The organism is Blastococcus sp. SYSU D00820 (assembly GCF_054050695.1).
In genome coordinates, this window is sequence record NZ_JBJGZW010000001.1 from 788,352 (window position 1) to 800,804 (window position 12,453).

At 76.1% G+C, this 12,453-nt stretch carries 11 protein-coding genes; 3 read left to right on the plus strand and 8 right to left on the minus strand.

Annotation, left to right across the window (positions count from 1 at the left end; translation table 11 throughout):
* Positions 1-40: 40 nt before the first annotated feature.
* The gene (locus tag ACI79R_RS03870) at positions 41-1,618 is read left to right on the plus strand and encodes a DEAD/DEAH box helicase (RefSeq protein ID WP_456572244.1); all 1,578 of its coding nucleotides are present in this window, start codon (positions 41-43) and stop codon (positions 1,616-1,618) included.
* Positions 1,619-1,719: 101 nt separating this feature from the next.
* Here the strand turns inward: ACI79R_RS03870 and ACI79R_RS03875 are convergent, their stop codons facing one another.
* The 4 genes from ACI79R_RS03875 to deoC form a co-directional block, all read right to left on the minus strand.
* Positions 1,720-3,168, minus strand: a complete 1,449-nt coding sequence (locus tag ACI79R_RS03875) for a hypothetical protein (RefSeq protein ID WP_456572245.1) — start codon at positions 3,166-3,168, stop codon at positions 1,720-1,722.
* A 220-nt stretch (positions 3,169-3,388) separates the two neighbouring features.
* A complete protein-coding gene (locus tag ACI79R_RS03880; protein WP_456572246.1) occupies positions 3,389-4,255 on the minus strand; it encodes an aldehyde dehydrogenase family protein in 867 nt (288 codons plus the stop codon).
* A complete protein-coding gene (locus ACI79R_RS03885; protein WP_456572247.1) occupies positions 4,252-5,694 on the minus strand; it encodes an aldehyde dehydrogenase family protein in 1,443 nt (480 codons plus the stop codon). Before ACI79R_RS03885 ends, ACI79R_RS03880 begins: the two co-directional genes overlap by 4 nt.
* On the minus strand, positions 5,694-6,689 hold the full coding sequence (gene deoC, locus ACI79R_RS03890) for a deoxyribose-phosphate aldolase (RefSeq protein ID WP_456572248.1): 996 nt from the start codon (positions 6,687-6,689) through the stop codon (positions 5,694-5,696). Before deoC ends, ACI79R_RS03885 begins: the two co-directional genes overlap by 1 nt.
* Before the next feature lie 178 nt (positions 6,690-6,867).
* Here deoC and upp point away from each other — a divergent pair, with 178 nt between their 5' ends.
* Complete coding sequence (gene upp, locus ACI79R_RS03895; protein WP_456572249.1) at positions 6,868-7,491, plus strand: uracil phosphoribosyltransferase; 624 nt, start codon at positions 6,868-6,870, stop codon at positions 7,489-7,491.
* Positions 7,491-8,381, plus strand: coding sequence for a Gfo/Idh/MocA family protein (locus ACI79R_RS03900; protein WP_456572250.1), 891 nt, complete (start codon positions 7,491-7,493; stop codon positions 8,379-8,381). The genes upp and ACI79R_RS03900 overlap by 1 nt, the downstream gene beginning before the upstream one ends.
* Here ACI79R_RS03900 and ACI79R_RS03905 read toward each other — a convergent pair.
* From ACI79R_RS03905 to ACI79R_RS03920, 4 genes are read right to left on the minus strand one after another with little or no spacing between them, the layout of a single operon-like run.
* Entirely contained in the window at positions 8,375-9,022 is a 648-nt protein-coding gene (locus tag ACI79R_RS03905) for a TVP38/TMEM64 family protein (RefSeq protein ID WP_456572251.1), read from the minus strand. The two genes, ACI79R_RS03900 and ACI79R_RS03905, sit on opposite strands and share 7 nt — an antisense overlap.
* Positions 9,023-9,077: 55 nt before the next feature.
* Complete coding sequence (locus ACI79R_RS03910) at positions 9,078-10,703, minus strand: phospho-sugar mutase (protein ID WP_456572252.1); 1,626 nt, start codon at positions 10,701-10,703, stop codon at positions 9,078-9,080.
* The gene (locus tag ACI79R_RS03915; protein ID WP_456572253.1) at positions 10,700-11,533 is read right to left on the minus strand and encodes an NAD-dependent epimerase/dehydratase family protein; all 834 of its coding nucleotides are present in this window, start codon (positions 11,531-11,533) and stop codon (positions 10,700-10,702) included. The genes ACI79R_RS03910 and ACI79R_RS03915 overlap by 4 nt, the downstream gene beginning before the upstream one ends.
* Positions 11,534-11,568: 35 nt before the next feature.
* On the minus strand, positions 11,569-12,381 hold the full coding sequence (locus ACI79R_RS03920) for a purine-nucleoside phosphorylase (protein WP_456572254.1): 813 nt from the start codon (positions 12,379-12,381) through the stop codon (positions 11,569-11,571).
* Between the last annotated feature and the right edge of the window lie 72 nt (positions 12,382-12,453).

A 12,453-nucleotide genomic window follows, 5' to 3' on the forward strand; every position in this document is an offset into this window, starting at 1 on the left:
CACGGGACGCGCCCGAGCTGTATCGGAGTCCCACACCCGTATGACCACGTTCGACACTGTCGACGTCCCGACCACCCCTGAGATCGCTCCCGAGGTCACCCCCGACGCCGTCGCGGCGCCGCAGGGCCCGACCTTCGGTCAGCTGGGCCTGCCCCAGTCCCTGGTCACCGCCCTCGAGCGGCGTGGCATCAGCCACCCGTTCGCCATCCAGGCCTCCGCCCTGCCCGACGCCCTCGCCGGGCGCGACGTGCTCGGCAAGGCCGCGACCGGCTCGGGCAAGACCCTGGCCTTCGGCCTGCCGATGCTGTCCCGCCTCGGCGAGACGGCCCGCCGCGGTCCGCGCGCCCCGCGCGGCCTGGTGCTCGTGCCCACCCGCGAGCTGGCCCAGCAGGTGCACGACAACCTGGCCCCGCTGGGCCAGGCCATCGGCGTGCAGATGGCCACCGTCTACGGCGGTGCCTCGATGTACCGCCAGATCCAGCAGCTGCGCCGCGGCGTGGACGTCCTCATCGCGACGCCCGGCCGCCTGCAGGACCTGATCAACCAGGGTGAGGCCACCCTGGCCGAGGTCGAGGTCACCATCATCGACGAGGCGGACTTCATGTCCGACCTCGGCTTCCTCCCGGTCGTGCAGGAGCTGCTCGACCAGACCCGCCCCGACGCCCAGCGGCTGCTGTTCTCGGCCACGCTGGACGGCGAGGTGGACACCCTGGTCCGCCGCTACCTCAAGGACCCGGCCCGCCACGAGGTCAAGCGCGCCGGCGACGACGCGCCGCCGGCCGAGCACCTGGCCTACAGCCTGGCGTTCCGCGACAAGGTGCCGGTGACCCAGGAGCTGGCCGCCCGTCCGGGCCGCACGATCATCTTCGCCCGCACCCAGATGGGCGTGGACCGGCTGACCGAGAACCTGCAGGCGGTCGGCATCAAGGCCGAGGCGATCCACGGCGGCCTGCCGCAGTCGGCTCGCCGCCGCGCGCTGGAGGCGTTCACCGACGCCCGCAGCCCGGTGCTCGTCGCCACCGACGTCGCCGCCCGCGGCATCCACGTCGACGACGTCTCGCTGGTCCTGCACTACGACCCGCCGGCCGACCACAAGACCTACCTGCACCGCTCGGGCCGCACCGCCCGCGCCGGCGCCGCCGGTGTCGTGGTCTCGCTGCTGCTGCCCGACCAGGTCGGCCAGTCCAAGCGACGGTTCCGCCAAGCCAAGGTCGATCCGCAGATCTCCCGCATCCGGCCGGGCGACGCCCCGATCGCCGACCTCGTCGCCAGCGGCGTGCCGGTGGAGCCGGTCGAGCGTCCGGTGCGCGAGTCGCGCCGTCCGCACGGCGGCCCCGGCGGCCGGCGTCCGCGCCGGGACGGCGAGCGTCCCCGTCGCGACGGCGACCGCCCCCGTGGCGAGCGTTCCTACGGGGAGCGGTCCGACCGCCCGCGCGGCGAGCGTTCGTTCGGCGAGCGGTCCGACCGGCCGCGCGGCGAGCGTTCCTACGGGGAGCGGTCCGACCGGCCGCGCGGCGAGCGTTCGTTCGGCGAGCGGTCCGACCGCCCGCGCGGCGAGCGCTCCTACGGGGAGCGCCGTCCGGGCGGGCGCCCGCAGCGGACGCACTTCTCCGGCTGACACCCGGCCATTCGCGCGCGAATGGCCGATGCACGGACACGACGACGGCCGGTCCCGGGACTCCCGGGGCCGGCCGTCGTCGTGTCCTGCTCGCCGTCCTCCTACTCCCGGAAGACCAGCGCGCCGCTGACCTCGGTGACGACCTCGTCCCAGGCCGACCGCAGCTCCGCGGCGTCCTCCGCGCGGAGCGTGGCACCGGGGTCGCGCTCGGCACGGGCCACCGCCCGGCCGAGCGGTGCCGGCGGCGTGAGCAGCTCGTCGACGCGGGTCAGGCCCGCGTACTCGGCGATGTCGCGCACCCCCTCGACCGGCTGGGCGAACGCCGAGTGGTCCACCAGTCCGGCGGCGCCGTCGGCGACCTCGGCGAGCACCTCGGCCAGCTCGGTGAGGTCGTAGCGGTCCTGCTCGGCCGGCAGCGGCGGGACGTCGGTGTCGGCGACCTCCGGCCACGAGGCGATCTCGGTGAGGTCGTGCTCCTCGTCGCCGGCGCAGAACCGGGCGAGGTCGGCCGGCGTGGCGAACAGGTAGACCTCGCCGTCCCGGCCGAGGAAGCGGGCCTCGTCCTCGACGTAGCAGCGCAGGGTCACCCCGGCGCCCTCGGGCACGACCAGCTCCACCGGCAGGATGCCGACGCCCTCCCAGAACGGCGCGGCGGCGGCGACGGCCTCCGGGCCGGCGGTGATCCGGCTGCCGCCCCGGATGGTGGAGACCCCGGCGGTCGGGGCCGGCACCGCGGTCGCGGCCGTGTCGCCGGCGGCCGGGCGCGCGGCCGGGGTGGCGTCGCCCTCGTCCTCCTCGGCGTCGAGGTCGTCGTCCTCGTCCTCGGCCTCGGCGGCCGACGGGTAGTCGTCGAGGGAGGCGGTGCCGGCGCCGGTCCAGTCCAGGTGCGCCGACAGCTCCTCGAGGACGTCCTCCCACAGCTCGTCGAGGGCGCCGCCCACGCCGACCCAGGCGTCCTCGCCAGCGCGGCCGACGAACGCCTCCACGCCCAGGCCCAGCGAGCCGACCTCGGGCCGGCCGACCAGCTCGGCGAGGGCGCCGAACTGCCCGCCGTACCGGGTGACGTCGTCGCCCGAGCGGGACTCCACGTCGACGTCGGGGTCGACCTCGCGCTCGTCGGCGTCGTCGTCGAGGTCGTCCTCGAGGTCGTCGTCCTCGCTGGTGTCGAGGCACTCGGCCAGCCGGCTGACGATGTCGATGGTCGCCGACAGCTCCTCGACCGCCCAGCGGTCGGGGTTCTCCGCGGCGATGTCGTAGACGCCGTCGAGGTCGTAGCGGTGGTCGTCGTCCGGCGTCAGGTCGGCGGCGTCCAGGCCGACGACGACCGGCCACACGGGGTGGTCGGCGAGGTCGTGGTCGGTCGCCGTCCGGCAGAACGCCGCGAGCGCGGTCGGGCTGGGGAACAGGTGCACGCGGGCGGTGTCGTCCTCGGTCGTGCCGAGGAACGCCTGCCACTCCTCACCGTCCTCCTCCCACGGTGGAGCCCACAGGGTGTAGCCGGTGCGGTCGTCGAGGGTGAGCGCGATGGGGACGATGCTGGGCCTGGCCACGGGCCCATCCTGCCGTCTCCGGCTGGGAGCGCGACCCCGGGTTCAGGTGCCGACCGGTGCGTCCCGGTCGATGGGGGCGCCGGTGAGCCCGGCGAAGCGCGGACGACGGCCCGAGCCGGCGACCGTGGTCCGGCCCCTGAGGGCGGCCGCCGCCCGGCGGCCGCAGTCCACCCGGCGGCTGACCGGTGGGAGTGCGGCGGCACCGGGCTGAGGGCCTCGGTCAGAACCCCTTCGGGTGCCACACCGTCTTGGTCTCCAGGAACGGCGTCATCCGGGAGAGGCCGGGGTCGGCCGTCCAGTCCGGCTCCTCCGCCGGCGGGCGCAGCACCCGCTTGATGCTGCCCGCGGCCTGCCGCTCCAGCTCCATCGCGCGGCCGGCCGGGGCGCCGGTCAGGTCGATCCCGTCGACGTCGTCGTGCTCGGCCAGCCACGGACCGATCTCCGCCGCGTCGCCGGTGAGCAGGTTGACCACACCCCCGGGGACGTCGCTGGTCGCGAGCACCTCGCCGAGGGTGACCGCGGGCAGCGGCCGCTCCCGCGAGGTGACGACGACGGCCGTGTTGCCGGCGGCCAGCACCGGCGCGAGCACGCTGACCAGCCCCAGCAGCGACGAGCGCTGCGGCGCGAGCACCGCGACCACCCCGGTGGGCTCGGGGACGGAGAAGTCGACGTAGGGGCCGGCGACGGGGTTGGCGCCGCCGAGGACGGCGGCCAGCTTGTCGGTCCAGCCGGCGTACCAGACCCACCGGTCGATGGCGGCGTCGACGGCGGCGCGGGCGCGCCCGGCCGACAGCCCCTCGCCGGCCGCGACCTCCTCGCAGAACTGCGCGTGCCGGCCCTCCATCACCTCGGCCACCCGGTAGAGCACCTGGCCGCGGTTGTAAGCGGTGGCGGCGGACCACCTGGCGAACGCCGCGCGGGCGGCGACCACGGCGTCGCGGGCGTCCTTGCGGGAGGCCCACGCGGCGTTGGCGAGGAAGTGGCCCTTGGTGTCGGTCACCTCGTAGGTGCGCCCGGACTCCGAGCGGGGGAAGGCGCCGTTCACGTACAGCTTGTAGGTCTTGCGGACGGCCAGCCGCTCGCTCACTCGGCACCCCTCAGGTACGCGGCCAGCCCGTGCCGGCCGCCCTCCCGGCCGTAGCCGGACTGCTTGTAGCCGCCGAAGGGCGACGTCGGGTCGAACTTGTTGAACGTGTTGGCCCACACCACGCCGGCCCGCAGCCGGTCGGCGACGGCCATGATCCGCGAGCCCTTCTCCGACCAGATGCCGGCCGACAGCCCGTAGGTGGTGTTGTTCGCCTTGGCGACCGCCTCGTCGGGCGTGCGGAACGTGAGCACCGACAGCACCGGCCCGAACACCTCGTCGCGGGCGATCCGGGAGGCCTGGCTGACGCCGGTGAACACCGTGGGCGGGAACCAGAAGCCGCGCTCGGGCAGCTCGCCGGCCGGCTGCCACCGCTGCGCGCCCTCGGCCTCGCCGACGTCCACCAGCTCCCGGATCCGGGCCAGCTGGTCAGCGGAGTTGATCGCCCCGAGGTCGGTGTTCTTGTCCAGCGGGTCCCCGACCCGCAGGGTGCCGATCCGGCGCTGCAGGGCGGCGACGACCTCGTCGTGCACCGACTCCTGCACCAGCAGCCGCGAGCCCGCGCAGCACACGTGCCCCTGGTTGAAGAAGATGCCCTGCACGATGCCCTCGACCGCCTGGTCGATCGGGGCGTCGTCGAAGACGATGTTGGCGGCCTTGCCGCCGAGCTCGAGGGTGAGCTTCTTGCGGGTGCCGGCGACGGCGCGGGCGATCGAGCGGCCCACCTCGGTCGACCCGGTGAAGGCCACCTTGTCGACGTCCGCGTGCTCGACGACGGCCCGGCCGGTGTCGCCGGCGCCGGTCACGATGTTGACCACGCCCGGCGGCAGGTCGGCCTGCCGGCAGACCTCGGCGAACAGCAGCGCGGTCAGCGGCGTGGTCTCGGCGGGCTTGAGGACGACGGTGTTGCCGGTGGCCAGCGCCGGGGCGACCTTCCACGCGAGCATCAGCAGCGGGAAATTCCACGGGATGACCTGCCCGGCCACGCCCAGCGGCCGCGGGTCGGGGCCCAGGCCCGCGTGGGCGAGCTTGTCGGCCCAGCCCGCGTGGTAGAAGAAGTGCGCCGCGGCCAGGGGCACGTCGACGTCGCGCGACTCCCGGATCGGCTTGCCGTTGTCCAGCGACTCGAGGACGGCGAACTCGCGGGCCCGCTCCTGCAGCAGCCGGGCGATGCGGAACAGGTACTTGCCGCGGTCGGCCGGGCGCATCGGCCCCCAGACCCGGGTGTAGGCCCGGCGGGCGGCCCTGACCGCGCGGTCGACGTCGGCCTCGGTGCCGACGGCGACCTCGGCGAGGACCTCCTCGGTCGCCGGGTTCACCGTCTTCATGGGCTCCCCCGAGCCGTCGACGAACTCGCCGTCGACGAACAGCCCGTAGGACGGCGCGATGTCGACGATCGAGCGCGACTCGGGCGCGGGGGCGTACTGGAACGGGCTGGTCATCAGTCCACCGAGACGTGGTCGGGGCCGGAGTAGTGGCCGGTGCGCAGCTTCTGCCGCTGGAGGAGGAGGTCGTTGAGCAGGCTGGAGGCGCCGAAGCGGAACCAGTCGGGGGTCAGCCAGTCCGGCCCGGCGATCTCGTTGACCAGCACCAGGTGCTTGACGGCGTCCTTGGTGGTGCGGATGCCGCCGGCGGGCTTGACGCCCACCTGGCGGCCGGTGGCGGCGCGGAAGTCGCGCACCGCCTCGAGCATCACCAGGCAGACCGGCAGGGTCGCGGCCGGGGAGATCTTGCCGGTGGAGGTCTTGATGAAGTCGCCGCCGGCGAGCATCGCCAGCCAGCTGGCGCGGCGGACGTTGTCCAGCGTGACCAGCTCGCCGGTCTCGAGGATGACCTTCAGGTGCGCGCTGCCGCAGGCCTCCTTGACCGCGACGATCTCCTCGTAGACGTCGAGGTAGCGGCCGGCGAGGAAGGCGCCGCGGTCGATGACCATGTCGATCTCGTCCGCGCCGCCCGCGACGGCCTCGCGGACGTCGGCCAGCTTCACCGCCCGGCCGGCCCGCCCGCTGGGGAAGGCGGTGGCGACGGCGGCGACGTGGATGCCGGTGCCGGCCAGCGCCTCGACCGCCACGGGCGCGAGGTCGCCGTAGACGCAGACGGCGGCGACCGGCGGGCAGCCGGCGTCGGTCGGGTCGGGACGCCGGGCCTTGGCGGCCAGGCTGCGCACCTTGCCCGGGGTGTCGGCGCCCTCCAGGGTGGTCAGGTCGACCATCGAGATCGCGGTGTCGATCGCCCACGCCTTGGCCGTGGTCTTGATCGACCGGGTGCCGAGGACGGCGGCGCGCGCCTCGGCGCCGACCTGGTCGACGCCCGGCAGCCCGTGCAGGAAGGCGCGGAACGCCGACTCGGAGCGGGTGACGTCGCTGAACGGGGGGAGGGGCTCGGCGACGGGCCGGCGGTCGGCCGACAGCGCGTCGGGGTCGAGCACGGAGGTCATGCCGTCATTGTCCCCTGCGGGGTGGTGCGCCCGGCGTCCCTCCACCCGGCCGGGTGGTCCCGCCCACGGGCACCGTGCGCCCGGTGACCGGTCCCGCCCGGGAACGGGCACGCAGCGCACACCGCGTGCGGCCGCCGGCCAGGGGGGACGGCGCCGCGGTGCCGCTACGGTGGCGCGCGTGCAGCTGACCGTCGTCGACCACCCGCTGGCCCGCGCCCGTCTCTCCCACATGCGGGACGAGCGGACCGACAACGCCGCGTTCCGCGCCGCGCTGCGCGACATCACCCAGATGCTGGTCTACGAGGCCACCCGCGACCTGCAGGTGGCCGAGGAGCAGATCACCACCCCGGTCACCACGACGACCGGCTACCGGATCGCCGCGGCACCGCTGATCGTGCCGGTGCTGCGGGCCGGCCTCGGCATGGCCGACGTCGCGCACCGGATGCTGCCCGAGTCGCAGATGGGCTTCGTCGGCCTGGCGCGCAACGAGGTGACCTTCCAGCCGGAGGCCTACATGGCCTCGCTGCCGGAGTCGCTGGTCGGCCGGCACGTGTTCGTGCTCGACCCGATGCTGGCCACCGGCGGCTCGCTGGTGCACTGCTGCGGCCTGCTCACCGAGCGCGGCGCCACCGAGATCACCGTGCTGTGCGTGCTCGCCGCCCCGGAGGGGATCCGCCGCCTGGAGGAGAGCGGCCTGCCCCTGCGGGTCTTCACCTCCAGCGTCGACGAGGGGCTCAACGACTCGGCCTACATCGTCCCGGGCCTCGGGGACGCCGGCGACCGCCAGTTCGGCGCCGTCTGATGCGCTTCGGGGTGCTCGGCACCGGCCCCTGGGTGCGGCTGGTGCACGCACCCGCCCTGCAGGCGCACCCGGACGCCGAGCTGGTCGGCATCTGGGGCCGGGACGCCGCCAGGGCCGCCGACGTCGGCGCGGAGTTCGACGTCCCCGGCACCACCGACCTCGAGGCGCTGCTCGCCGAGGTCGACGCGGTGAGCATCGCCCTGCCCCCGCACGTGCAGGTGCCGCTGGCCGAGCAGGCCGCCCGCGCCGGGAAGCACCTGCTGCTCGAGAAGCCGATCGCGCTGGACGTCGCCGGCGCCGACCGGATCGTCGCCGCCGTCCGCGACTCCGGCGTCGCCTCGGTCGTCTTCTTCACCTACCGCTTCCAGACCGCGACCTCCACCTGGCTGGCCCAGGCCGGCCGCACCCGGCTGGCCGGCGGCGCCGCCGCGTGGCTGGGATCGATCGCCGGCTCGCCGTTCGGGGGCTCGCCGTGGCGGCAGGAGCACGGCGCGCTCTGGGACCTCGGGCCGCACGTCCTCTCGCTGTTCGTGCCGACCCTCGGCCGGGTCGAGGCCGTGCAGGCCGGCGGCGGGCTCGGCGACACGGTGCACCTGGTGCTGCACCACGGGTCCGGGGCGTCGAGCACCGTCTCGCTGTCGCACACCGTCGCCGAGATGGCCTCCCTGCAGGAGTTCGCCGTCTACGGCGACGCCGGCCGGCTGGTGCTGCTGCCCGAGGAGCGCGGCGGGGTCGAGGCGTTCGGCGTCGCCGTCGACGAGCTGACCGCCGCGGCCGTCGCCGGCGGGGTGCACCCGGTCGACGTCGGGTTCGCCCGGGACGTCGTCGTGGTCCTGGCCGCCGCGCAGCGCGCGCTGGAGAGCGGCTGCCGGGAGACCGTGACCTACTGACGCCGGCGCCGCCACCACCCCAGCAGCACCGCCGCGGCGACCACGACGGTGACCGCCGCCGCGACCAGGACCGGCGGCGAGGTGAGCCGGTCGACCAGCTCGTCCAGGTGCACCAGCGAGGCGCCGGCGCCCACGTAGAGCACCGAGCCGGGCACCAGCCCCACGGCCGTGGCCGCCGTGTAGGTGCCCGTGCGCACCGCCGACAGCGCGGCGGCGTAGCTGACGACGGTGAAGGAGATCGGGCTCAGCCGGACGGCGAACAGGGTGCCGAAGCCGTGCGCCGACAGCAGCCGGTCGGCCCGGCGCAGCCGCGGCCCGGCGAGGCGCTCGACGGCCGGCCGGCCCAGCCGGCGACCCAGGGCGAACGCACCGAGCGCGCCGAGCAGGCCGCCGGCCAGGGTGACCGCCAGGCCCGCGGGGAAGCCGGCGACGACGCCGGCCAGCACCGACAGCGCCGACCGCGGCACCGGTGCCAGGAGCGCGATCCCGGTCCCGAGGGCGAGCAGCGGCAGCCCGGCCCAGCCCGCGGCGTCCAGCCAGGTGCGGACGGCGGCGACGTCCGGGAGGTCGACCAGCAGCGCCGCCGCGGCACCGGCGGCCACGACCAGCAGCAGGGCGCCCGCGCGCGCCCAGGGGTGCATCAGGCGCCGGGCGCGTCGGCCGGCTCGGGGGACGACGACGCCCGCGCCGCCGCCGTCACAGCCCCAGGGCGGCGGCCATCTCGGCGCGCAGCTGGTCGAGCTCGTCGGCGCCCCGGCCGCGGGCGGCGATGACGCCGGCGTCGTCGTGCACCGGCACGACCGTCTCCAGGTAGGCCTTGAGCTTGGGCTCGGTGCCGCTGGGCCGGACCACCACGCGGACGCCGTCGCCGAGCAGGCGGACGGCGTCCACCGGCGGATCGAGGGTGGCGAGGTCGGTGGCGGTCACCTCCCGGCCGAGCAGCCGCGCCGGCGGGGCCGCCCGCAGCCGCTGCATCGCGCCGGAGATGACCGACAGGTCCTCGACCCGCACCGACAGCTGGCCGGTGGCGAACAGCCCGTGCTCGACGGCCAGCTCGTCGAGCCGGTCGAGCAGCGTGCGCCCGCCGGCCTTGAGCTCGGCGGCGAGCAGCGCGACGGCGAGGGCGGCGGAGATGCCGTCCTTGTCCCGCGCGACGCCCGGCGTGACCGCGTAGCCCAGCGCCTCCTCGTAGCCGAAGACCAGCGGGGAGTCGCCGCTGCCGGCGCGGATGATCCACTTGAAACCGGTGGGGGTCTCGGCGAACCGGACGCCGTGCGCGGTGGCCAGCGCGTGCAACAGCGAGCCGCTGACCAGCGACGACGCGTACGTGCCCCGCACGCCGCGGCGCAGCAGCCAGTCGGCGAGCAGGCCGCCGACCTCGTCGCCGGTCAGCTGGCGGCCGCCGCAGACGACCGAGCAGCGGTCGGCGTCGGGATCCTCGGCGATGGCGACGTCGGCACCGCTGCGCTCGGCGAGCCCGAGCAGCAGGTCCACCGCGCCGGGCTCCTCCGGGTTGGGGAAGGCGACCGTCGGGAACGCCGGATCGGGTGCGTCCTGCTCGGGCACCGACACGGGCGCGGCGAAGCCGGCCGCGGCGAAGACCGCGCGGGTGGTCGGGGCGCCCACGCCGTGCATGGCGGTGTAGGCGACGGTGAGCGCCGCCCGGTCGGCGGCGGGCACCCGGTCGGGCTCCAGCGCGCGCACGACGGCGGCGACGTAGTCGGCCTCGACCTCGTCGCCCAGGGTGCTCCACTCCTCGCCGAGCGGGACGCCGGCCGCGGCGCCGACCGCGGCGATCGCCGCCTCGATCTCCCGGTCGGCCGGGGGCACGAGCTGCGCGCCGTCGGCGAGGTAGACCTTGTAGCCGTTGTCGTCGGGCGGGTTGTGGCTGGCGGTGACCATCACCCCGGCCACGCAGCCCAGGTGCCGGACGGCGTAGGAGAGCACCGGCGTGGGCAGCGGGCGGGGCAGCACCGAGACGGCGAAGCCGGCGCCGGCCAGCACCGCGGCCGAGAGGCGCGCGAACTCGTCGGAGCGGCGGCGGGCGTCGAAGCCGATCACCACGCCACCCGCGGAGTGCCCCGCGGCCGACAGCCACGCGGCCAGGCCGGCGGCCGCGCGGGTGACGACGGCGGCGTTCATGCCGGCCGGGCCGGCGCGCAGCGGTCCGCGCAGGCCGGCCGTGCCGAAGGTCAGCGGACCGGAGAACCGGCGCTCGAGCTCGGCGACGTCCCCCGCGGCGACCAGCGCCTCGATCTCGGCGCGGTCGCCCGGGTGCGGATCGGCCGCGGCCCACGCCCGCGCGGTGTCCAGCACGCTCACAGCCGGACCTCCCCGCCGATCCGCTCCGCGTCGAACTCCGGCAGCGTGTACTGCCCGCCCACCCGGCGGTGCACCGGGTCGTCGGGGTCGGCCTCGCCGTGCGCGGCGACCATCGCCTCGGCGTAGGCCTCGGCGTCGTCGGCCGGGTCGTAGCCCAGCTCGCGGGCGGCGGTGAGGTCCCACCAGTTGCGGGTGTTGGCCGAGACGCCCCACACCACGCGGAAGCCGGGGGAGGGGGCCCGCAGCGCGGCGTCGACCAGCGCGACGCAGTCCCGCGGGGAGAGCCAGGTGGCCAGCATGCGCACCGTCGTCGGCTCGGGGAACGCGCTGCCGATGCGCAGGCACACGACGTCCAGGCCGTAGCGGTCGGCGTAGAGGGAGCCCAGCGCCTCCAGCGTCACCTTGGCCACGCCGTAGTAGGTGTCCGGCCGCGGGCCGGCGTCGGCCTCGCGGAGCAGCCCGGACGCCGGCCGCTCGGTGAAGCCGGTGGCGTGGTTGCTGCTGGCCAGCACCACGCGGCGCACGCCGGCCCGGCGGGCGGCCTCCAGCGCGCAGTAGGTGCCCTCGATGTTGGCGTGCGAGATGGCCGGCCAGGTGGACTCGCCGGAGATCCCCGCCATGTGCACCACCGCGGCGGCGCCCTCGGCGGCCGCGGTCAGCGCGCCGAGGTCGGTGACGTCGGCCTGCACCGTCTCCTCTCCGGGGCGCGGCTCCTCGATGGCGGCGATGTCGAGGCTGCGCAGCGCCCAGCCCCGCTCGGGCAGGCCGGCCCGCAGCACCGTGCCGATCCGCCCGGCGGCCCCGGTGAGCAGCACGGGGCCGCTGCTCACGGCGTCGGACGGTTCGCTCCCGAGGGGCGGTCCGCTCACGGCAGCCGCTCCACGAACTCCACCAGGAACCGCCCCAGCCGGCCGGCCGCCTCCTTGCCCGCGGCCAGCACCTCGGCGTGGTCCAGCGCCTCGCCGGTGATCCCGGCCGCGGCGTTGGTCACCATCGACAGGCCGAACACCTCCAGGCCCGCCGCGCGGGCGGCGATCGCCTCGAGCGCGGTCGACATGCCCACGAGGTCGGCGCCGAGCGTGCGCAGCATGCGGATCTCGGCCGGCGTCTCGAAGTGCGGGCCGGGCAGCGCGGCGTAGACGCCCTCGGTCAGCGACGGGTCGATCTCCCGGGCGAGAGCCCGCAGCCGCGCGGAGTACAGGTCGGTGAGGTCGACGAAGGTCGGCCCGACCAGCGGCGAGCGGGCGGTGAGGTTGAGGTGGTCGCTGATCAGCACCGCCTGGCCCACCCGGTGCTCGGGCGCCAGCCCGCCGGCGGCGTTGGTGAGGACGACGGTGCCCACGCCCGCCGCGGCGGCGGTGCGGATGCCGTGCACCACCGAGTCGACCCCGCGGCCCTCGTAGAGGTGGGTGCGGCCCAGGAACAGCAGCACGTGCTTGCCGCCGGCCCGCACCGAGCGGATCTCGCCGCCGTGCCCGGCGACGCTCGGCGCCCAGAACCCGGGCAGCTCACCGATCGGCACCGCGGTGTCGGCCGGGCCGAAGGCGTCGGCGGCCGGGGCCCAGCCGGACCCCATGACGATCGCGACGTCGTGCGGGCCGCCCGTGGCGGCGGTGAGGTCCTCGGCGGCGAGCCGGGCGAGGAAGGCGGGATCGGGACCGGCGGGCTGTTCGCTCACCCGCGAACGCTAACCCAGCGGGGGGCGCCCCGGACGGGGGAACGCCCGTTCGCGACCGGCTCGTTCCGGGGG

Coding starts and splice junctions, on each gene's coding strand:
- ACI79R_RS03885 (WP_456572247.1), bottom strand. CDS start 5,694: ATGACCAGCCCGTTCCAGTACGCCCCCGCGCCCGAGTCGCGCTCGATC.
- ACI79R_RS03900 (WP_456572250.1), top strand. CDS start 7,491: ATGCGCTTCGGGGTGCTCGGCACCGGCCCCTGGGTGCGGCTGGTGCAC.
- ACI79R_RS03905 (WP_456572251.1), bottom strand. CDS start 9,022: ATGCACCCCTGGGCGCGCGCGGGCGCCCTGCTGCTGGTCGTGGCCGCC.
- deoC (WP_456572248.1), bottom strand. CDS start 6,689: ATGACCTCCGTGCTCGACCCCGACGCGCTGTCGGCCGACCGCCGGCCC.
- ACI79R_RS03870 (WP_456572244.1), top strand. CDS start 41: ATGACCACGTTCGACACTGTCGACGTCCCGACCACCCCTGAGATCGCT.